Source organism: Aeromonas sp. MR19 (genome assembly GCF_963899305.1).
GTDB lineage: Bacteria > Pseudomonadota > Gammaproteobacteria > Enterobacterales > Aeromonadaceae > Aeromonas > Aeromonas bestiarum.
The window spans coordinates 13341-35189 of record NZ_CAWQWZ010000003.1; the positions used below are offsets into that span (position 1 = coordinate 13341).

The following is a 21849-nucleotide window of genomic DNA, read 5'->3' on the forward strand; positions in this document are numbered from 1 at the left end:
TTATTGATCGGGCATCACTTCTTCTTGACCGGACGAGCCCAGTTCTTGATGTGACGCTGGGGCACCCGGGTAATCACGAGTTCATGCTCACCCACATCCTTGGTAATAGTAGAGCCCGCACCCAGGGTTGCTCCCTTGCCGATGCGAACTGGCGCTACTAATTGAGTATCGGAACCGACGAACACATCGTCCTCGATGATGGTCTGGAACTTGTTGACCCCGTCGTAGTTGCAAGTGATGGTACCGGCCCCGATGTTCACCTTAGCGCCGATCTCTGCATCCCCCAGATAGGTGAGATGACCACACTTGGAACCAACCCCGAGACGGGATTTTTTCATCTCGACGAAGTTGCCAACGTGCGCATCCTGCTCCAGAACGGAGCCGGGACGCAAGCGGGCAAATGGACCGACCGAACACTGATCCGCGACCTGGGCGCCCTCGATGACGGAGTAGGGCTTCACCTCGGTGTGGTCGCCGATCACGCAATCCTTCAGCACGCAGCCGGCCCCGATGCGCACGTGGTTGCCGAGCGTCACCTTGCCCTCAATGATGACATTTACATCAATAACCACTTCCTCGCCAATTTCCAAAACTCCCCGTAAATCAAAGCGTGCGGGGTCGATCATGGTGACGCCGGCGATCATCAGCTGCTCGGCCTGCATTTGCTGATAACTGCGCTCCAACTGAGCCAGTTGAACCCGGTTATTGGCCCCTTCCACTTCCATGGCATGGTCCGGATGCACGGCGGCTATGGGGCAATTATCCCCGTGCGCCATGGCAATCACATCCGTCAGATAGAACTCGCCCTGGGCATTCTTGTTGTCCAGACGTGACAGCCATTGACGCAACTGGCCACCGTTGGCCACCAGCACGCCTGTGTTGACCTCGCGAATGGCGAGCTGCTCGGCGTTGGCATCCTTCTGCTCGACGATGCCGACCACCTGGCCGTTGGCGCGCACTATGCGGCCATAACCGGTCGGGTTGTCCAGCACCACTGTCAGCAGCGCCATGCCGTCGTCGGCCTTGGCGGCCAGCAGCCGCTGCAGGGTTTCCGGCTGGATCAGCGGGGTGTCGCCGTACAGCACCAGCACGTCATCCTCATCTTTCCAGAACGGGATGGCCTGGGCGACGGCATGACCGGTACCCAGTTGCTGGGCCTGCAGTACCCAGTTCAGATCGGCGGCCTGGATCCGCTCCTTCAGCAGCTCGGCACCGTGGCCATAGACCAGATGCAGTTGCTCGGCACCGACCTTGCGGGCGGTGTCGATCACATGGGAAACCATGGGTTTATTGGCTACCGGGTGCAGCACTTTGGGCAGGGCTGAGCGCATGCGGGTGCCTTTGCCTGCGGCCAGAATGACAACGTTAAGAGACATGACTGCGACCTTGAATTCGTGTGGAAATATCCGCCGGAGTCTATCCAACGAGTAAAAAAAAAGCGACCCGAAGGTCGCTTTTTGCATCACCGAACTTAACGGTAATTCTTTTTGACGATATCGATAACCCGCAGTTGGGCCATCGCCTTGGCCAGCTCGGTAGCGGCCTGGGCATAGTCGATATCACCATGGGAGCTGTGGATCCGCTCTTCGGCCGCACGTTTGGCTTCCTGGGCTTTCGCCTCATCCAAATCATTGGCACGAATCGCAGTATCCGCCAGCACGGTCACGGCTTCGGGTTGCACTTCCAGCATGCCGCCGGAAATATACAGCACCTCTTCGCTACCATTTTGCTTGATCAAGCGGACCAGGCCCGGCTTGATGGCAGTCAGCAACGGAGCATGACCGTGACGGAGACCCAGCTCACCTTCGGAGCCTGATACCTGAGCAGATTGCACCCGACCGGAAAAAAGTTTCCCTTCGGCGCTCACCACATCCAGGTGAAAGGAGATCATCTCAGCCATGGGCCCTCCTATCGAGGCTTACAGTTTCTTGGATTTCTCGACGACTTCGTCGATGCTGCCAACCATGTAAAACGCCTGCTCAGGCAGATCGTCGTACTCGCCTTTCAGGATGCCCTGGAAACCACGGATGGTCTCTTTCAGCGGCACGTATTTGCCCGGAGAACCGGTAAACACTTCTGCCACGAAGAACGGCTGGGACAGGAAACGCTCGATCTTACGGGCACGGGCTACGGTCAGTTTGTCTTCTTCTGACAGTTCATCCATACCCAGGATGGCGATGATGTCCTTCAGCTCTTTGTAGCGCTGCAGTACTGTCTGAACACCACGAGCGGTCTCGTAGTGCTCCTTGCCTACCACCAGCGGATCCAGCTGACGGGAGGTGGAGTCCAGCGGGTCAACGGCCGGGTAGATACCCAGAGCCGCGATCTGACGGGACAGAACGACGGTGGCGTCCAGGTGGGCGAAGGTGGTCGCCGGAGACGGGTCGGTCAAGTCATCCGCAGGCACGTAAACGGCCTGGACTGAAGTGATGGAACCGGTCCGGGTGGAGGTGATGCGCTCTTGCAGAACACCCATCTCCTCGGCCAGGGTCGGCTGGTAACCTACTGCGGACGGCATACGGCCCAGCAGTGCGGATACCTCGGTGCCCGCGAGCGTGTAACGGTAGATGTTGTCCACGAAGAACAGCACGTCACGACCCTCGTCACGGAACTTCTCGGCCATGGTCAGGCCGGTCAGCGCCACGCGCAGACGGTTTCCGGGCGGCTCGTTCATCTGACCGTAAACCAGAGATACTTTGTCCAGTACGTTGGACTCCATCATCTCGTGGTAGAAGTCGTTACCCTCACGGGTACGCTCACCTACACCGGCGAACACGGAATAACCGCTGTGCTCGATAGCGATGTTACGGATCAGCTCCATCATGTTGACGGTCTTGCCTACACCGGCACCACCGAACAGACCGACTTTACCACCCTTGGCGAACGGGCATACCAGGTCGATAACCTTGATGCCGGTCTCCAGCAGGTCGTTGCTGTTGGACTGATCTTCGTAGCTGGGAGCCGCGCGGTGGATGGACCAACGCTCTTCTTCACCGATCGGACCTTTTTCGTCGATCGGATCGCCCAGTACGTTCATGATCCGACCCAGAGTCGATACGCCGACCGGCACCTGGATGGATTTACCGCTATTCATTACTTCCAACCCACGACGCAGACCGTCGGAGGAGCCCATGGTGATGCAACGAACGACGCCGCCGCCGATCTGTTGCTGCACTTCCAGCACCAGACCCAGGCCTTGACCTTCGCTGACGACCTTCAGTGCATCGTACACCTGGGGCACGGCATTCTGCGGGAACTCGATGTCCACCACAGCGCCGATGATTTGGACGATGAAACCGTTACTCATGTCAAATCCTCTAAACCTTTGATAACCCTTGCCTTACACCGCAGCAGCACCGGATACGATCTCTGTCAGCTCCTGGGTAATACTGGCCTGACGGGCCTTGTTGTATACCAGTTGCAGATCGTTAATCAGGTTACCGGCGTTGTCAGTCGCGGCTTGCATGGCAACCATTCGGGCTGCCTGTTCACTTGCCAAGTTTTCTACCACCCCCTGGTACACCTGGGATTCGACGTAGCGAATCAACAGGGTATCCAGCAGCTGCTTGGGATCCGGCTCATAGAGGTAATCCCAGTGTTGCTTCTTGGCGAGCTTGCTGTCTTCAGTTACGGGCAAAGGCAGCAGTTGATCGACTCGTGGTTGCTGCACCATGGTGTTGACGAACTTGTTGTACACCAGGTACAGCTTGTCAATCTCACCGTTGTCGTAAGCCTTCAGCATGACCTTGACTGAACCAATCAGGTCATTGACGCTCGGGTTGTCACCCAGTCCTGCGACATGAGCTTTCACCTTGGCGCCGTGCCGTTCAAAGAAGTTGGAGGCCTTGTTGCCGATCAGAGCCAGGTCAACCTTGGCACCTTTCGCGCTCCATTGCTTCATATCATTGAGGGCAGCCTTGAACAGGTTGATGTTCAAACCGCCACACAGGCCACGGTCGGTGGAGACGACTATGTAACCCACTCGCTTGACCTCACGTTCCATGAGGTAGGGGTGCTTGTATTCCAAGTTCCCCTGGGCGATATGGCCGATCACCTTGCGCATGGTTTCAGCGTACGGACGGCTGGCAGACATGCGTTCCTGCGCACGGCGCATCTTGCTTGCTGCCACCATTTCCATAGCGCCGGTGATCTTCTGAGTGTTTTTCACACTCCCGATCTTGTTACGTATCTCTTTTGCGCCGGCCATCTCTTACTCTCCATCAGGTGGCAGCTCGCGCTGCCACACACGCTTACCAGGTCTGGGTTGCCTTGAAGTCATCCAGCAACGCAGTCAGCTTGCCAACGATCGCGTCGTTGTAGTCTGCTTTGGCATTGATTTCAGCCATCAGCTCAGCATGCTGGGTATTGGCGTAAGAGAGCAGAGCGGCTTCGAAGTCGACGATCTTGTTCAGCTCGACATCGGAGAGATAGCCTTTCTCGGCGGCGAACAGCACCAGCGACTGCTGGGCCACGCTCATCGGAGAGTACTGTTTCTGCTTCATCAGCTCGGTCACTTTCTGACCATGGTCCAGCTGCTTGCGAGTCGCATCGTCCAGATCGGAAGAGAACTGGGCGAATGCCGCCAGTTCGCGATACTGGGCCAGTGCGGTACGGATACCACCGGACAGCTTCTTGACGATCTTGGTCTGAGCGGCACCGCCCACACGGGATACGGAGATACCCGGGTCAACCGCCGGACGAATACCGGAGTTGAACAGCTGTGACGTCAGGAAGATCTGACCATCTGTGATGGAGATCACGTTGGTCGGTACGAATGCAGATACGTCACCGGCCTGGGTTTCGATGATCGGCAGCGCGGTCAGAGAACCGGTCTGGCCTTTCACGGCACCATTGGTGAACTTCTCTACGTACTCGGCGTTGACGCGAGCAGCACGCTCCAGCAGACGGGAGTGCAGATAGAAAACGTCACCCGGATAGGCTTCACGTCCTGGCGGACGGCGCAGCAGCAGGGAGATTTGGCGATAAGCTACGGCCTGCTTGGACAGGTCATCATAGATGATCAGCGCGTCTTCACCGCGGTCACGGAAGTACTCACCCATGGAGCAACCGGCATAGGGTGCCAGGTACTGCAGGGCAGCGGCTTCGGAGGCAGAAGCAACAACGACGATGGTGTTGGCCAGCGCGCCGTGCTCTTCCAGCTTGCGCACCACGTTGGCGATGGTGGAGGCCTTCTGGCCAATCGCAACGTAGACACACTTAATGCCGGAGTCTTTCTGGTTGATGATGGTGTCGATCGCGATGGCGGTCTTGCCCACCTGACGGTCACCGATGATCAGCTCACGCTGGCCACGACCGATTGGGATCATGGCATCGATGGCTTTCAGACCGGTCTGAACCGGCTGGTCAACGGATTTACGCTCGATAACGCCCGGGGCGATCACTTCGATCGGCGAGAAGCCGTCGTTGTCGACCGGACCTTTGCCGTCGATCGGCTGGCCCAGGGTGTTCAGCACCCGGCCCAACAGACCACGACCGACCGGCACTTCCAGAATACGGCCAGTGCCTTTTACTTTCATTCCTTCTGACAGACCGTCATAGGAACCCATGATCACAGCACCGACGGAGTCACGCTCCAGGTTCAATGCCAGAGCGAAGCGGTTGCCCGGCAGCTCGATCATCTCACCTTGCATGGCATCGGCCAGGCCGTGAATACGAATGATACCGTCGCTCACAGAGACGATGGTACCTTCGTTACGCGCTTCGCTTTTGACATCAAACTGCGCGATGCGCTGCTTGATAAGCTCGGCGATTTCAGTGGAATTCAGTTGCATGCTCTAATACCCCAATCAAGATTGCAGCGCGTCAGCCATGCGACCCAGCTTACCGCGGACAGAGCCGTCGATTACCAGATCACCGGCCTTGATGAGCACCCCGGCCATCAAGGACGCATCCATGCTGCAATTCAGCTTCACTTTGCGCGCGAGACGTTGTTCCAGAGAAGCCTGAATAGCGGCTTTCTGCTGGTCGGTCAGTTCGGTCGCCGAAATCACGTCAGCCTGAACTTCTTTATCCAGTTCAGCCTTGAACGCTACAAATTCAGCAACGACCGCCGGCAGCACACCCAAGCGACCATTCTCAGCCATCACCCGGATCAGGTTCTGGCCATGCTCGTCGAGTTGCTCACCACAGATACCGACAAAGAGATTTGCCAGTTCTTCGGCAGCGACAGAGCCGTTCACCAGGTTGTGAATGGTCTCGTTCTCCGCTACTTGTGCAGCGAAGCCGAGCATCCCCAGCCACTGGTCAACCGCCTTGTGCTCAACGGCAAACTCGAAAGCAGCCTTGGCGTAGGGGCGAGCGATTGTAGTCAGTTCAGACATAGCCCCGTTCCCGTTACAGTTCTGCTACCAGTTTGTCGACGATGTCGCTGTTGGCAGCCTGGTCGATGTGACGCGCCAGGATCTTCTCTGCACCAGCAATGGCAAGAGCAGCAACCTGCTTACGCAGTTCTTCTTTGGCACGATGACGTTCAGCTTCGAGCTCGGCGCGGCCCTGAGCCAGGATTTTTTCCCGCTCAGTCTGGGCTCCGACAGCAGCCTCATCAATGATCTGGGCTTTACGTTTGTTAGCCTGTTCAATGATTTCTGCAGCCTGGAGCTTGGCTTCTTTCAGCTGATCGGTGGCGTTGGCCTTGGCCAAATCCAGATCTTTCTTGGCACGCTCTGCGGAAGAGAGACCATCAGCAATTTCTTTCTGACGGGCTTCGATGGCTGCCATCAGCGGCGGCCACACGTACTTCATGCAAAACACTACGAAGAAGAAAAAAGCAATTGCTTGGCCGAGGAGGGTGGCGTTGATATTCACAGCCTATGTCCTCTTAGTTAGTTAATGGGTTATGCCTGGGAGTCGTTGAGACTTAGCCAGCAACCGCAAACATCACGTACAGACCCAGACCAACGGCGATCATCGGGATCGCATCCACCAGACCCATCACGATGAAGAACTGGGTACGCAGAACAGGGATCAGGTCAGGCTGACGAGCTGCACCTTCCAGGAACTTGCCACCCAGGATACCGATACCGATGGACGCGCCGATAGCCGCCAGACCCATCATCATTGCAGCAGCGATGTACAGCAGGTCCATGTTCAAGTTTTCCATGAGGATCTCCATTTATTTAGATGTAATTGATTGTATAAAAAGGATTATTTGAGTTGCATCAACCATGGTCTTCTTGTGCCATCGACAGATATACGATGGTCAGAACCATGAAGATAAACGCCTGCAAAGTGATGATCAGGATGTGGAAAATTGCCCAAGGCACGGACAGGATCCACTGTGACCACCAGGGTAACAAACCCGCAATCAGGATAAAGATCAGTTCGCCAGCATACATGTTGCCGAACAGTCGTAGACCCAGAGAAACAGGTTTGGAAATCAACGTGACGGTTTCAAGGATGAAGTTAACCGGGATGGCAGCCGGGTGGTTGAAAGGCTGAAGCGTCAGCTCCTTCACAAACCCGCTGATACCCTTGACCTTGATGCTGTAGTACAGGATCAAGAAGAACACGCCCAAAGCCATGGACATGGTGATGTTAACGTCAGCAGAGGGAACCACACGCAGATAGGGAACACCCATCAACTGTGCAGCGTGGGGGATAAAGTCAACTGGGATCAGATCCATGAGGTTCATCAGGAAGATCCACACAAACACCGTCAGGCCCAAAGGTGCGATGACCTTGTTACGACCATGGAAGATGTCCTTGACGTTACCACTCACAAACTCGACCAGCATCTCCACAAAGCACTGCAGCTTACCGGGGACACCACTGGTAGCGTTGACGGCTACACGGCGGAAAGACCAGATAAACAGAATGCCCAACAGAACAGAAAATATCATTGAGTCGACATTGACTGTCCAGAACCCAGACCCGACTTGCAGATGGGTCAGATGGTGGGAGATATATCCCTGAGGAGTCAGGACTTCTCCGGTTGCAGACATGAGTTTTCCTAATAGTGGTTGTTAAGCGTGAATGAGACTATCCACTGTACAACGAGGGCGAGGATATAAGTGGCAAAGAACGAGACGGTATCGACCTCGATCCCGGCGCCAAACATCAGGGCGAAAAGTCCTGTTGTAGTAATGAGCTTAATCCCTGCCCCACCATAAAAGTCCCGCAGAACCAGGCCCACACTCTCCTTCGTCACCTTGCGGCGCAGAACCCAGAGCGTGAACAGGGCTTGAGGAACCCAGTACATGCTCCCCCCATAGAGGGAGGAACGTCCGGCAAACGCACCGGTCTGGTAAAACCAGACGGTACTGATCGCCAGGATCAGGACGAGCTGACAAACGAGCATAGCCAAGGCCAGCGTCAAACCTTCCAAGGCTATTTTCTGCTTCACCAACCTACCCCTGAACATTACAGAACTGTAAAAAATCGGGATCCGAAGACCCCGTGTTTACAGCCCTAAAAGCCGGTCAAATTATACCCTTGAAGACAGCTATTGCAACATGGCAAAAATCCTTAATTTTTGCGGCTTTCCGCACAGAATCAAGGTTATGTCCATATCAAAAGGAATGGATGTTTTATTACTACAAAAAGCGTAAAAATCACGTTTCTGACAGGCCAAAATAGCCCAATACCCGGTCCAAATCCGCCAAGTTCTCGTAACTTATTACTAACTTGCCGCTATCCTGTTTTCCCGGCTGAAGTTGTACCTGATTGCCAATTTTTTCTGAAATCTGGCGCTCCAGGTAACCAAACTGGGGATCACGGACGGGTTCAACCCTGGCTTTTGCCGGTTCCAGCGCTTTTTGAACCAGCTTCTCGGTATCTCGCACTGTCAGCCCCTTCTGGGCGACCAGCTTGGCCAGTTCGGACTGGGCCTGGCCGCTCAACGCCAGCAAGGCGCGGGCATGGCCCATGTCGAGATCGCCGTGTTCGACGAAACGCTTGACGTCGTCGTTGAGCTGGTTGAGACGCAACAGGTTGGTCACAGTAGTGCGGGACTTGCCGACCGCCTCGGCCACCTGCTGGTGGGTCAGCTCGAATTCGGTCAGCAGCCGCTGCAGGGCGACCGCCTCTTCGATGGCATTGAGATCTTCACGCTGGATGTTCTCAATCAGCGCGATGGCGACGGCCGCCTCGTCGGGCACATCCTTGACAATGCAGGGCACCACATCGAGCCGGGCCAGCTGGGAGGCACGCCAGCGTCGCTCGCCGGCGATGATTTCGAAGGATTGCTCGCCGAGAGGGCGTACCACGATCGGCTGGATCACGCCCTGGGCGCGGATGGAATTGGCCAGATCTTCCAGTGCATCCTGCGACATGTCCTTGCGTGGCTGGTACTTGCCGGACTGCAACCACTCCACCGGCAGCCTGCGCAGCTCACCCTGATTGGTGGGGGCCATGGCCTGCTCGGTACGCTGGTCGCTCATCACCTGTTTCTGGCGTGCGGCCGTGCTGGTGCTGAGCAGGGCGTCCAGCCCCTTACCCAGTCCACGTTTTTTCGGCGTCATATGCTCTCTCGGTCTGCGATGGTCACCTGACGCTCCTGCTCCTGGCGGCGCAGCATCTCGCCCGCCAGCGCCAGATAGGCCTTGGCGCCCACCGATGATTTGTCATAGTGCATGGCCGGGGCACCGAAGCTCGGCGCCTCCGCCAGTCTTACGTTGCGGGGGATTATGGTGCGATAGACCTTGTCCCCGAAATGCTGTTTCAGCTGATCGGACACATCATTGGCCAGCCGGTTGCGGTGATCGAACATGGTGCGCAGCACCCCTTCGATCTTCAGCTCCGGATTGACCACGGCTGCCAGCTTGCTGATGGTGTCGACCAGGGCGGTAAGCCCTTCCAGCGCATAGTATTCGCACTGCATGGGCACCAGCACGGAATCGGCGGCGGCCATGGCGTTCACGGTCAGCATGTTGAGAGAAGGCGGGCAGTCGATGAAGATGTAATCGTATTTGTCCCGTACCGAGGCCAGCGCATTGCGCAGGCGGATCTCGCGGGCAAAGAATTCCATCAGGCGGATTTCGGCCGCGGTCACGTCGGCGTTGGCGGCGATGAGGTGATAGCCCCCCGAGGTTTCGGGGATGATCACCTCGCCAATGGGGGCGTCTTCGATCAGCAGCTCATAGGCGGTGCGTTCGACTTCGTACTTGTCGACGCCACTGCCCATGGTGGCATTGCCCTGCGGATCCAGATCGATCACCAGCACCTTGCGCCGGGTGGCGGCCAGGGAGGCGGCCAGATTCACACAGGTGGTGGTTTTACCCACTCCACCCTTCTGGTTGGCTATGGCGATGACTTTTCCCACACTATCCCCTAAATGAAACTGCGACCCTATTCGGGCTGGACATGTTTGAATTCCAGCAGATGACGTTCGCCTTCCAGTTCCGGCACCACCAGTTGATGGGAGGCGACCAGACGTATGTTGGCAGGCAGTTGAGCCAGCTCGGGCCCGGGGTATTGCCCCTTGAGCGCCAGGAAGCTGCCCTGGGCCGACGGCAGATGATGACACCAGGTCAGCATGTCCTCCAGCGAGGCAAAGGCCCGACTGAGTACGCCATCGAAGCCCACCTCGGGCCGATACTCTTCAACCCGGGATTTGACGGGCGTCACATTGGTCAAGCCCAGCTCCTGGATCACCTGGCGGATGAAGTTGATCCGCTTGCCCAGACTGTCCAGCAGCACGAACTGCTTGTCCGGATTGATGATGGCCAGCGGCAAGCCAGGCAGCCCAGGGCCAGTGCCCACATCGATGAAACGTTCACCGTGCAGGTGAGGGCTCACCACCAGGCTGTCGAGGATATGCTTGACCAGCATGGCGTCCGGATCACGCACCGAGGTGAGATTGTAAGCCTTGTTCCACTTGTGCAGCAACTCGACAAGCTGAACCAACTGGGTCTTTTGGGTGTCGGTGATAACAATACCGGCCTGCATGAGCAGGCCGTTCAATCTTTCCAGCATGGGGATCCTCAGGCGGTTTTACGCAGCAGGCCGTGTTTTTTCAGGTGAACCAGCAGGATGGAGATGGCTGCCGGGGTGATGCCGGAGATGCGGGAAGCCTGACCTATGGTCTGCGGCCTGGCATCGCTCAGCTTGGCGATCACCTCGTTGGAGAGACCGTTGACGTCGCGGTAGTTCATGTCCAGTGGCAACAGGGTGTTCTCGTTGCGCAGCTGCTTCTCCACCTCGTCGTGCTGACGTTCGATGTAACCGGCGTACTTGATCTGGATCTCCACCTGATCGGCGGCGGCGCGATCGCTCAGCGCCGGACCCACGCCTTCGATGGCCATCAGCGCATCGTAGGTCACCTCGGGACGACGCAGCAGCTCTTCCAGACTCTGCTCGCGGGTCAGCGGGGCATTGACCAGGGCGTTGACCGCCTCCAGCGATGGATGTTGCGGGTGGATCCAGGTCGACCGCATGCGCTGCTGCTCCAGCTCCACCTGTTCCATCTTGGCGTTGAATTTGCCCCAGCGCTCGTCATCCACCAGACCCAGCTCGCGGCCGATGGCGGTCAGGCGCAGGTCGGCGTTGTCTTCCCGCAGCAGCAGGCGATATTCGGCACGGCTGGTGAACATGCGGTAGGGCTCGCGGGTCCCCAGGGTGGAGAGATCGTCCATCATCACGCCCATGTAGGCCTGATCCCGACGCGGATGCCAGGGATCCTTGTCCTGGGCACGCAGACCGGCGTTCAAACCGGCCATCAGGCCCTGGGCCGCAGCCTCTTCGTAACCCGTGGTGCCGTTGATCTGGCCGGCGAAGAACAGGTTGCCGATGCACTTGCTCTCCATGTTGGCCTTGAGATCCCGCGGATCGAAGAAGTCATATTCGATGGCGTAGCCGGGGCGGGTGATGTGGGCATTTTCGAAACCACGAATGGAACGCACTATCTGCACCTGCACGTCGAATGGCAGGCTGGTGGAGATCCCGTTCGGATAGAGTTCGTGGGTGGTCAGGCCTTCCGGCTCGACAAAAATCTGGTGTGCCGTCTTGTCCGCGAAGCGGGTGATCTTGTCTTCGATCGACGGGCAGTAGCGCGGGCCTATCCCTTCGATCACCCCGGCGTACATGGGACTGCGATCCAGATTGTTGCGGATCACGTCGTGGGTACGCTCGTTGGTGTGGGTGACGTAGCAGGGCACCTGACGGGGGTGCTGGCTGGCGTTGCCGATAAACGAGAAGACGGGGCGCGGATCATCGCCGTACTGGGCCTGCATCACGGAGAGATCGACGCTGCGGGCATCGATCCGCGGCGGTGTACCCGTCTTGAGGCGATCGATACGCAGCGGCATCTCGCGCAGCCGTTGAGCCAGGGCGATCGAGGGAGGATCCCCGGCGCGGCCGCCCTTGTAGTTTTCCATCCCTATGTGGATCAAGCCATTCAGGAAGGTGCCTACGGTCAGCACTACCGTCTTGCCACTGATGCGGATCCCGCTCTGGGTGACCACACCGGCAACACGATCCCCGTCCATGATCAGATCGTCACAGGCCTGCTGGAAGATCTTCAGGTTCGGGTAGTTCTCCAGCATCTGGCGCACGACGGCTTTGTAGAGCAGTCGATCCGCCTGAGCACGGGTGGCTCGTACCGCTGGTCCCTTGGAGGAGTTCAGGGTACGGAACTGGATCCCGCCAAGATCTATGGCTCGCGCCATGATCCCGCCGAGGGCGTCAACTTCCTTGACCAGGTGTCCCTTGCCGATCCCGCCGATCGCCGGATTACAGGACATGTGTCCCAACGTATCGATATTGTGGGTCAACAACAGGGTATTCAGACCCATACGGGCTGCTGCTGTTGCTGCTTCGGTTCCTGCATGACCGCCACCGACGACGATCACATCAAATTGTTCATGGTATTGCATTGGGGATCACCTTGATCTGCACGCCTGAAGATCGTTGTTTGCCTGGGCTGAGGGGCGGAACATTCTATCTGTTTCGCGTCCTGAGGGGAACGTCTACTTAACGGTCAGTATGGAGGGAGGATCCACTTAATAGATCTTAAGGATCTTTAGATCGATCTTTTATTGGATCTTTTATTAGGATCCACCATTTCTGTTGATAAGCGCTTTTTGATCATAAAGATCATCTGGTTAAAGGCGATCTCAGCTTGTGGAAAAGCTTGGATCCTGGCCCCGTGAACAGGGGGATAACCAGTGCTTTTATACACAGGTGGCTGGCAGGCTGGATCTCATACATGGATAACTATAGGTTTTGCAGAGCTTTACACGGTAGTTATACACATTGCCCCCGGTCGTTGTGGGTAACCATGTAGAACAAGTCGTCAGGATCAATCTGTTAATAACCTGGTGGATAGCGATCTGGGGATAAACGGGGAGATCAAGGCTTTTCTGCCGGATCTCCCAGGCCCTGATCAGGCGATCAATGGCATCCAGCCCTGGATCCAGGCTTCTGCTGCATCTTCCGGGATCTCGTGCTGGGTGACATCTATGTCGAGACGATCCCCGATCCGGCTGGCGCCGCACTCGGCCAGCAGCCGATCCAGCGTCTTACCACCCTGGCAAAAGGTGTCATAACTGCTGTCGCCGAGGGCGATCACGCCATATTTCAAGGCATTAAGATCCGGATGCTGCTCGGCAAGATCCTTGGCGAAGGGTTGCAGGTTGTCGGGCACGTCGCCAGCGCCGTGGGTGGAAGTGACCACCAGCAGGATGGCGTCCGGTTCGGCCAGCACCTCGGCCAGCGTGGCCGGATTGTGGATCTCGGCCTGATGGCCTGCCTTTTCCAGCAGGTTGGCGACGTGGTCTGCGACATATTCGGCGGCGCCCAGCATGGAGCCGACGACGAGATTGAGTTTGGCCATGGAATGGATCCTGAAAAATGCGGAACCCGGATTCTACCGTCAAAGGGTGTGGATAAATATGGATAAAGCTTGGGGATAATGGATCCTCTTTTCTTTCCTTATATAAAGCAGGATCCCTCGATTTCCTCTTTCCTCCGATCTTTTTAGCAGAGATGCCTCCGTCTGCTCCCTTCCTCTTCTGCCCGAAAATCGCCTGCTTGATACGTTAAGTAACAATGCAGATGCAAATGATTAGCAATTATTGAATCGATTCGATCATGGCTCCTGTAGTAGCATGACGCTGCTTTATTCGCCTGAGGAACCGGGCCGACCGGCATGACCGGGCACCAATAATAAGAAACCAGAAACAACTCATTGATATTTGAGACACTTATATGATTGCGCAAAAAAACACCCCAATCGCAGCGATGCGAAAGAGAGGGGCACAGCATCTGCTGCCGCTCTCCTGCCTGCTGGCAAGCCTGCCAGTGCTGGCTGAACAACCGAAAGAACTGCCCAAGGCCAGCGAGACCATGGTGGTCACCGGCACAGCCATGAAGGTGGAAGTGCCCATGGCCGAGACGCCTCGCTCCGTCTCAGTGGTCAACCGCGAGGATCTGGATCAGCGCGCCGTGCAGCAGCTTGACGAGTCCCTGCGCTACCGCTCCGGTGTGCTCAGCGGCCTCTATGGATCCGACAACAATACCGACTGGTTCAAGGTGCGTGGCTTCGATGCCGCCTCCTATCTGGACGGCAACCGCCTGTTCGGCACAGGTTACTATGTCTGGACGCCCGAGCCGTTCGGCCTGGAGAGCGTGGAAGTGCTGAAAGGGCCGGCCTCGATCCTCTACGGCGAGGCGCCTCCCGGCGGTGTGATCAATGCCATCAGCAAGCGGCCGACCGCCACCCCGCAGGGGCTGCTGGATCTGCAGCTGGGCAGCCGGGATCATCGCCAGATCGGGGTGGATGTCTCCGATGCGCTGACCGACAACAGCCGCTACCGCATGGTTGCCCTCTATAAAGAGCGTGATGGTGTGCTGGATGGCACTTACAACGATCGCGTCTATCTGGCGCCGAGCGTGACCTTTGATCTCTCGGATCGCACCAGCCTGACCCTGCTGGCCAGCTTGCTGCACGACGAAGGGGTTCCGACCAACGGCTTCTTCCCCGTCTACGGCACCCTCAATACCAGCGGCGGCCAGATCGACCCCTCCACCAACCTGAGCCAGCCGGATTACGATCGCAACCGCAACACCCAGATCTCCACCGGTTACGAGCTGGCCCACCAGCTCAACCAGACCTGGGAGTTCAAGCAGAACGTCCGCTTCAACTACAACGATCTGCTGCTGCGTCAGACCTATATCTTCCCGACCTATGAAGGCACCACCGCCTTCCGCGGTCTGGTCTACCGGGATGGCAACACCAAGAGTGCCACCATGGACAACCAGATGGTGGGGTACTGGAACACCGACAGCACGGAACAGACCCTGCTGCTGGGGCTGGATCTACAGCGTCACGTCAATGAAGGCCAGGAAGCCGACAACTACGGCATGGGCTCCATCAACACCATGAACCCGGATTACAGCGGCTTCCCCGGTTTTGATGAATCCACCGCCACCCACCAGAAGAGCACCAAGGGCCAGAGCGGCCTCTATGCCCAGCACCAGGTTCGCTGGGACGATCGCTGGTTGCTGACCGGCGGCGGCCGCTTCGACTACGTGGAGACCCACAACATCAGCGAAGCCAAGGGCAAGAACGAGAAGCAGTATGATCACGAGCTCTCCCTCTCCGGCAGCCTGATGTACCTGGCCGACAACGGTCTCTCTCCTTATATTGCCTACGCCGAGTCGTTCGAGGTGTTGCCCGGGATCGACCCCAACACCAGCGAGTCCTACAAGCCGCTCAAGGGCACCCTGTATGAGACAGGCGTCAAGTATGCGCCCAGCTTCCTCGACGGCTACATCAACCTGGCGCTGTTCGATCTGGAGCAGACCAACTCGCTGGTCTCCACCGGTTCAGGCCAGCAGACCCAGGCCGGCGAAGTGACCTCCCGGGGCGTTGAGCTGGAAGGGAGCGTGCAGGCCACCGAGGCACTGCGTCTCACCGCCGCCTACACCTATACCGATGCCAAGACCAACGACACCGGCAAGGGCGATCGCCGTGCCAGCCTGATCCCGCGCCACCAGGCCTCCTTCTGGGGCAACTACAAGGTGCAGCAGGGTCCGGTTTCCGGTCTGGAACTGGGATCCGGCGTGCGTTATGTCGGCTCCAGTGTCGGTATAGGTGCCGTGAATGCGGACTACACCCCCATCTATGGTTCGGCTCAGGTGCCGGCCCATACCGTGTGGGATGCGATGATCGGGTATGACTTTGCCAAGAACTGGCGAGCCCAGCTCAACGTCAACAACCTGCTGGGTGATACCTATGTGGCCAGCTGTGACTACTACTGCTACTACGGCGAGCCGCGCAGCGTAGTGGGCAGCATCAACTACCGCTGGTAATAGAGGAGGGGTGGGGGTCCAGGCTCCCGCCCTCCTTTTTCCCTGCACATTGCTCCTAGCATATCTCTAGAATACCGGTCCGTTATGGAACTCTTGTCTCTGGTTTACCGCCAATATCGTTGGCCCTTCATCGCCATTACCCTGCTCAGCCTGCTCAGCGCAGTGAGCGGGATCGGCGTCATTGCCTTTATCAATCACTCTCTTGTCGAATCCGTCGGCGATCCGCTGCCGGTACTTGGCCAACTGCTTGGCTTGATCCTGTTGCTGCTGGTGATCACACTCGGCTCTCAATTGGCCTTGACCACACTCGGTCATCATTTTGTCTACCGGTTGCGGGGCCGTCTGCTCAAGCAGCTGCTGGATACCGATGTCGCCCGCATTCGCCATCTTGGCCAGGGGCCGCTGCTGGCGTCCCTCTCCAGCGACATAGGCCAGATCACCATCGCCTTCGTGCGCCTGCCCGAGCTGGTGCAGGGGCTGGTGCTCACCCTGGGCTCGGCCCTCTATCTCGGCTGGCTCTCGCCGGCCCTGCTCGGCGTCACCGCCCTCTGGGTCACCGTCACCATGGTGGTGGGCTGGCTGCTGGTGAACCGCGTCTATCACCACCTGTCCCATATGCGTCAGGCCGAGGACAGGCTCTACCAGAACTATCAGGCCATCATAGCCGGCAGCAAGGAGCTGGCGCTCAATCGCGAGCGGGCCCATTTCGTCTACCACCAGCTCTATGAGCAGAACGCCCGTGACTATCGCCAGCAGATCATCCGCGCCGACACCTATCACCTGAGCGCGGTGAACTGGTCGAATATCATGATGCTGGGGGCCATCGGCCTGGTCTTCTTCCTGGCCAACGGGCTGGGCTGGGCCAACACCAATGTGGCCGCCACCTTCGCGCTGACCCTGCTGTTCCTGCGCACGCCCTTGCTGCAGGGCATTGGTGCCCTGCCGACCCTGCTCTCCGCCCAGGTGGCGTTCGACAAGATTGCGGCCCTCAATCTGGCCGCGCCTGACGCCGACTTCCCGCTGCCGTCCGCGCCCCGTGCCTGGCAACGCATCGAGCTGGAGCAGGTGAGCTTTCACTATCAGGGGGAGGGCGGCTTCGCCGTGGGCCCCATCAATCTGGTGATCGAGCGGGGGGAGCAAGTCTTCATCATAGGCGGCAACGGCTCCGGCAAGTCGACCCTAGCCATGCTGCTGACCGGCCTCTATCAGCCGGCGTCGGGCCGGATCCTGCTGGATGGCGAACCCGTCACGGATCGCAACGCCTATCTGGCCCTCTTCTCCGCCATCTTCACCGACTACCACCTGTTCCAGCACCTGCTGGGGCCCGAGCCCAAGGCCGAGCTGGTGGCCGAGTGGCTGGATCGGTTGCAGATGGGCAGCAAGATCGCCATCGAGGATGGCTTCATCGCCGATATCGACCTCTCCCAGGGGCAGCGCAAGCGGGTCGCCCTGCTGCTGGCGCTGGCCGAGCAGCGCGAGGTGATGCTGTTTGACGAGTGGGCCGCGGATCAGGATCCCCAGTTCCGCCGCATCTTCTATCAGCTGCTGTTGCCGCGCCTCAAGGCGATGGGCAAGACGGTGATCGCCATCAGTCACGACGATCACTACTTCGCGCTGGCCGATCGCCTGCTGGAGATGCGCCAGGGTCAGCTCACCGAACTGACCGGCGAACGACGCGAGCAGGTCAGCCGGGATGCCGTCGCCCATCTGGATTGCGAGGTGCCGGCTTGATGCCTTCACCGATGAGACTGGCATCAGGCCAGCACAGGAATTGCTTATGTTTGAGATGAAAGCCGCCAGCTTCGCGGTAAACGACCGCCAGCTGCTGCACCCCACCGACTTGAGTTTCGAGCAGGGCCGGGTCTATGGCCTCATAGGCCACAACGGCTCGGGCAAATCCACCCTGCTCAAGCTGCTGGCGCGCCAGCAGCCCCTGAGTGACGGCGAGATCCTGTTCGATGACAAGCCGCTGCAGGCATGGGGCAACCGGGACTTCGCCCGCCAGGTGGCCTATCTGCCCCAGCATCTGCCGAGCGCCGAGAACCTGCTCGGGCGCGAGCTGGTGGAGATGGGTCGCTATCCCTGGCGCGGCCTGCTGGGCCGCATGGGGGAGGAGGATCAGCGTCAGGTCGAGCGGGCCATCGCCCTCACTCATACCGAACGCTTCGCCGACCGGCTGGTGGATACTCTCTCAGGTGGTGAGCGGGGGCGGGTCTGGCTGGCCATGCTGCTGGCGCAGGAGAGCCGCTTCATCCTGCTGGACGAGCCGCTGGCCGCGCTGGACGTGGCCCATCAGGTGGAGGTGCTGACTCTGGTCAGGCAGCTCAGCCGTCAGCTCAACCTCGGGGTCATCATAGTCATCCACGACATCAACATGGCCTCCCGCTTCTGCGATCGGCTGGTGGCGCTGCACTCGGGCCGCCTGCTCACCCATGGCGAGCCAGAGCGGATCATGACCAGCGAGACCCTGCACGCCATCTATGGCATCCCGATGGAGGTCATTCGTCACCCGGCCCATGACCACGCCATCGCCATCGTTTAGATAAGGCTTGTTATCCCGATGAGTTTATTTGTTCCCATATCACTGCAGACTGGCGAGACCCTGCACTCCATGTACCATGGGCTCCCGATGGAGGTCATGCGTCACCCGGCCCATGACCACGCCATCGCCATTGTCTGACTGAGGGCCTCTCTTGAACCGTTTATTGAAGAAGATGGCGCTCTGCCTTGTCGGTCTGCTGCTGCCGCTTGCGGTGCATGCCACCTCCGCGCCGGAACCCCGCATCGCCACAGTCGACTGGACCATAGCCGAAACCCTGCTGGCGCTGGGGGTGACCCCGCTGGCGGTGGGGGATGTCAGCTCCTACCGCGCCTGGGTCGGCGAGCCGCTGCTGCCGGCCGAGGTGGTGGATATAGGCCTGCGGGCCCAGCCCAACCGCGAGCTGCTGGCCGAGTTGAAACCCGATCGCATCCTCATCTCCCCGCTGGCGGCGCCGCTGGCACCGACCCTGTCCCGCATCGCACCCGTGCAGTCCATCGCCCTCTATGATCCGCAAACCGATCTGTGGCAGCGGCTCCATGAGGCGACCCTGACCATAGCGGCGCTGGTGAACAAAACGGCCGAGGCCGAGAGGCTGCTGGCCGGGCTGGATCGGGATCTGGCGCAGATGCGGACCGAGTTGCCAGTGGATCTGCCGCCCCTGCTGGTGGTGCAGTTCATCGATGAGCGCCACGTGCGGGTGTTCGGCCGCCACAGCCTGTTCGAGGCCGTGATGCAGCGACTCGGCCTGCGCAACGCCTGGCAGGGGGAGACCAATGCCTGGGGTTTCTCGGTGGCCAGCATAGAGCAGTTCATGGCGCTGCCAGCCGCGCGGCTGGTGGTGGTGGATCCCATCCCCGTCGGGGTGAGCGAGCGGCTGCAGGAGCCCGGCCTGTGGCAGCATCTGCCGCTGGTGCAGCAGGCACCTGTGCTGCATCTGCCCGCAGTCTGGAGCTTCGGTGGCGTGCTCGCCGCCCGCCGCTTCGCCAGCCTGCTCAACGAGGCATTGCAGCAGGATGTCAGGGGAGATAGCCAATGAAACATTTATTCCCATCCCCGTTGCTGCGGCCGGCCTTGATCCTGTTGGGGCTGACACTTTCGCTCGCTGGCTGGGATCTGGCCCGCCAGGTGCCGGGTGCGCTCTGGTGGCAGACCCTCTTCTCGCCCAATCTGGAGGATGTCCGCCAAGCCGTGGTGCACTTCAGCTGGCTGCCCCGGCTGACGGTGACTCTGCTGGCCGGAGCCGCCCTCGGTCTGGCCGGCACCCTGATGCAGCAGGTGCTGCGCAACCCGCTCGCCTCGCCGACCACCTTGGGGGTGGCCTCCGGCGCCCAGCTGGCGCTGATGATGGTGACCCTGTTTGCCCCCTCCTGGCTGCTGCTGGGGCGGGAGTGGATCGCCATGGCCGGTGGCAGCCTCGCCATGGCGCTGGTGTTCGCCCTGGCCTGGCGCCGTCAGCTCAATCCTGTGGTCATCGTATTCGCGGGACTGGTGATCAACCTCTATCTGGCGGCCATCAGCATGGGGCTGCTGCTGTTCTTTCAGGAGGAGCTGAAGGGACTGCTGGTGTGGGGCAGTGGCTCCCTGGCCCAGAACAGCTGGAGCGGAGTGAGCTACCTGCTGCCACGGCTGCTGGTGGCGGGGGGGCTGGCGGCTGTGCTGGTGCGCCCGTTGGCGGTGCTGGAGCTGGATGATGCCAGCGCCCGCAGCCTGGGCGTCTCCTTGCAGCAGCTGCGACTGGCCGGACTCGGGCTGGCGGTGTTCGTCACCGCCTGCGTGGTGAGCGTGGTGGGGCTGATAGGTTTCATCGGGCTGGCGGCGCCAGCCATGGTGCGGCTGCTGGGGATCCGTCAACTCGGTCAACGGCTGTTGTGGGGGCCAATCCTGGGGGCTCTGCTGCTGACGGCCACCGATCTGCTGCTGCAGACCCTGAGCAACGTCTGGCCCGTGCTGATCCCGACCGGTGCCATGACGGCCTTGCTGGGGGCGCCGCTGCTGCTCTGGCTGATCCCGCGGCTGGCCCTGAAGTCCGGCTCGCCTAAGGGGGCAAGCGGCCTGTCGGTCGCACGGCATCTGGCCCCGACTCGGCTGCTCACCTTGCTGCTGCTCGGCCTGGGGTTCGCCATCATAGGCTCCCTGCTGGTCGGGCAGGGGATGGCTGGCTGGAGCTGGTCGAGCTGGCTCAGGTGGCAGGCCCAGCTGGAGTGGCGGCTGCCGCGCACCCTGGCGGCCGGTGCCGCCGGCGTCTTGCTGGCGCTGGCGGGCACCCTGCTGCAGCGGGTCAGCAACAACCCCATGGCGAGCCCTGAGCTGCTGGGGGTGAGCGGCGGTACCTTCATGGGGGTGATAGCGACGGCTTTGCTGCTGCCGGCTTTGCCATTGCCCATTATGCTGCTGGGCGGCCTGCTTGGCGCCTTCGCTTGTCTCTTGCTGCTGGTGCTGGTCAACCGCAAGCACGGCTTCCAGCCGGAGCGGATCCTGCTGTCCGGCATCGCCATCACGGCGCTGTTCGAGCCGCTGCAGGCCATCGCGCTGGCCAACGGCGACATGCGGGTGCAGCAGCTGCTCTCCTGGATGTCCGGCTCCACCTATTACGTCACCCTGCCGGTGGCTTATGGGCTGGTGGCACTGGCGGTATTGATGCTGGCAGCCTGCCTGCTCATCAGCCGCTGGCTCGATCTGCTGCCGATGGGGTCGGCGCTGGCGACCGCATTGGGCATTCGCCTCAACCGGGCCCAGCTCGCCATACTGCTGCTGGTGGCCGTGCTCACCGCCAGCGCCACCCTGGTGGTGGGGCCGCTCTCCTTCGTCGGTCTGCTGGCCCCGCACATGGCCAAGCTGATGGGACTGGTGCGGGCCCGTTGGCATCTGCTCGGTGCCGCCGCGTCCGGCGCTCTGCTGATGGTGTCGGCGGACTGGATCGGCCAGCAGATCCTGTTCCCGCAGGACGTGCCGGTCGGGCTGGTCTCCACTCTGTTAGGGGGCGCTTACTTCATGTGGTGTCTGCGCCGGCTATAGGTTTTAGAATAAAAAACGCACAA

The 21849-nt window shown here is 59.5% G+C and carries 20 protein-coding genes; 5 read left to right on the forward strand and 15 right to left on the reverse strand.

Annotated elements, in window-relative coordinates; genetic code table 11:
- Positions 1-14: 14 nt before the first annotated feature.
- The 15 genes from glmU to mioC form a co-directional block, all read right to left on the reverse strand.
- Entirely contained in the window at positions 15-1376 is a 1362-nt protein-coding gene (gene glmU, locus AACQ95_RS01570) for a bifunctional UDP-N-acetylglucosamine diphosphorylase/glucosamine-1-phosphate N-acetyltransferase GlmU (RefSeq protein WP_241280396.1), read from the reverse strand.
- A 95-nt stretch (positions 1377-1471) separates the two neighbouring features.
- Complete coding sequence (locus tag AACQ95_RS01575; RefSeq protein ID WP_043135298.1) at positions 1472-1900, reverse strand: F0F1 ATP synthase subunit epsilon; 429 nt, start codon at positions 1898-1900, stop codon at positions 1472-1474.
- An 18-nt stretch (positions 1901-1918) separates the two neighbouring features.
- Complete coding sequence (gene atpD, locus AACQ95_RS01580) at positions 1919-3307, reverse strand: F0F1 ATP synthase subunit beta (RefSeq protein WP_042037168.1); 1389 nt, start codon at positions 3305-3307, stop codon at positions 1919-1921.
- Between the two features lie 33 nt (positions 3308-3340).
- A complete protein-coding gene (atpG, locus tag AACQ95_RS01585) occupies positions 3341-4207 on the reverse strand; it encodes a F0F1 ATP synthase subunit gamma (protein ID WP_043135297.1) in 867 nt (288 codons plus the stop codon).
- A 43-nt stretch (positions 4208-4250) separates the two neighbouring features.
- Complete coding sequence (gene atpA, locus AACQ95_RS01590; RefSeq protein ID WP_043557317.1) at positions 4251-5792, reverse strand: F0F1 ATP synthase subunit alpha; 1542 nt, start codon at positions 5790-5792, stop codon at positions 4251-4253.
- 15 nt (positions 5793-5807) lie between these two features.
- A complete protein-coding gene (gene atpH, locus AACQ95_RS01595) occupies positions 5808-6341 on the reverse strand; it encodes a F0F1 ATP synthase subunit delta (protein ID WP_043557318.1) in 534 nt (177 codons plus the stop codon).
- A 13-nt stretch (positions 6342-6354) separates the two neighbouring features.
- Positions 6355-6825: a F0F1 ATP synthase subunit B gene (atpF, locus tag AACQ95_RS01600; RefSeq protein ID WP_042873489.1), complete on the reverse strand. Its 471-nt coding sequence runs from the start codon at positions 6823-6825 to the stop codon at positions 6355-6357.
- A 52-nt stretch (positions 6826-6877) separates the two neighbouring features.
- Complete coding sequence (gene atpE / locus AACQ95_RS01605; protein ID WP_005307205.1) at positions 6878-7120, reverse strand: F0F1 ATP synthase subunit C; 243 nt, start codon at positions 7118-7120, stop codon at positions 6878-6880.
- Positions 7121-7178: 58 nt separating this feature from the next.
- A complete protein-coding gene (gene atpB, locus AACQ95_RS01610) occupies positions 7179-7961 on the reverse strand; it encodes a F0F1 ATP synthase subunit A (RefSeq protein WP_098981243.1) in 783 nt (260 codons plus the stop codon).
- An 8-nt stretch (positions 7962-7969) separates the two neighbouring features.
- Positions 7970-8380 (reverse strand): ATP synthase subunit I, encoded by a 411-nt coding sequence (locus AACQ95_RS01615; protein ID WP_043557319.1) that lies wholly within the window; start codon positions 8378-8380, stop codon positions 7970-7972.
- A gap of 190 nt (positions 8381-8570) precedes the next feature.
- Complete coding sequence (locus AACQ95_RS01620; RefSeq protein ID WP_043557320.1) at positions 8571-9479, reverse strand: ParB/RepB/Spo0J family partition protein; 909 nt, start codon at positions 9477-9479, stop codon at positions 8571-8573.
- Entirely contained in the window at positions 9476-10279 is an 804-nt protein-coding gene (locus AACQ95_RS01625; protein ID WP_042037160.1) for a ParA family protein, read from the reverse strand. Before AACQ95_RS01625 ends, AACQ95_RS01620 begins: the two co-directional genes overlap by 4 nt.
- Positions 10280-10305: 26 nt before the next feature.
- Entirely contained in the window at positions 10306-10932 is a 627-nt protein-coding gene (gene rsmG, locus AACQ95_RS01630; protein ID WP_043557321.1) for a 16S rRNA (guanine(527)-N(7))-methyltransferase RsmG, read from the reverse strand.
- An 8-nt stretch (positions 10933-10940) separates the two neighbouring features.
- Positions 10941-12830 (reverse strand): tRNA uridine-5-carboxymethylaminomethyl(34) synthesis enzyme MnmG, encoded by a 1890-nt coding sequence (mnmG, locus tag AACQ95_RS01635; RefSeq protein WP_043557322.1) that lies wholly within the window; start codon positions 12828-12830, stop codon positions 10941-10943.
- Positions 12831-13339: 509 nt separating this feature from the next.
- On the reverse strand, positions 13340-13789 hold the full coding sequence (gene mioC, locus AACQ95_RS01640) for an FMN-binding protein MioC (protein WP_241280398.1): 450 nt from the start codon (positions 13787-13789) through the stop codon (positions 13340-13342).
- Between the two features lie 374 nt (positions 13790-14163).
- On the opposite strand from mioC, the gene AACQ95_RS01645 reads away from it, so the two are divergent.
- The 5 genes from AACQ95_RS01645 (at position 14164) to fhuB (ending at position 21826) form a co-directional block, all read left to right on the forward strand.
- Positions 14164-16269 carry a TonB-dependent siderophore receptor gene (locus tag AACQ95_RS01645; protein WP_241280399.1) on the forward strand — a complete coding sequence of 702 codons (2106 nt, stop codon included), beginning with the start codon at positions 14164-14166 and terminating at the stop codon, positions 16267-16269.
- Positions 16270-16353: 84 nt separating this feature from the next.
- Positions 16354-18000 carry a multidrug ABC transporter permease/ATP-binding protein gene (locus tag AACQ95_RS01650; protein WP_241280413.1) on the forward strand — a complete coding sequence of 549 codons (1647 nt, stop codon included), beginning with the start codon at positions 16354-16356 and terminating at the stop codon, positions 17998-18000.
- 46 nt (positions 18001-18046) lie between these two features.
- Positions 18047-18811, forward strand: a complete 765-nt coding sequence (locus AACQ95_RS01655) for an ATP-binding cassette domain-containing protein (RefSeq protein ID WP_241280414.1) — start codon at positions 18047-18049, stop codon at positions 18809-18811.
- A gap of 172 nt (positions 18812-18983) precedes the next feature.
- A complete protein-coding gene (locus AACQ95_RS01665) occupies positions 18984-19847 on the forward strand; it encodes an ABC transporter substrate-binding protein (protein WP_241280460.1) in 864 nt (287 codons plus the stop codon).
- Complete coding sequence (gene fhuB / locus AACQ95_RS01670) at positions 19844-21826, forward strand: Fe(3+)-hydroxamate ABC transporter permease FhuB (protein WP_241280415.1); 1983 nt, start codon at positions 19844-19846, stop codon at positions 21824-21826. Before AACQ95_RS01665 ends, fhuB begins: the two co-directional genes overlap by 4 nt.
- Positions 21827-21849: the final 23 nt, after the last annotated feature.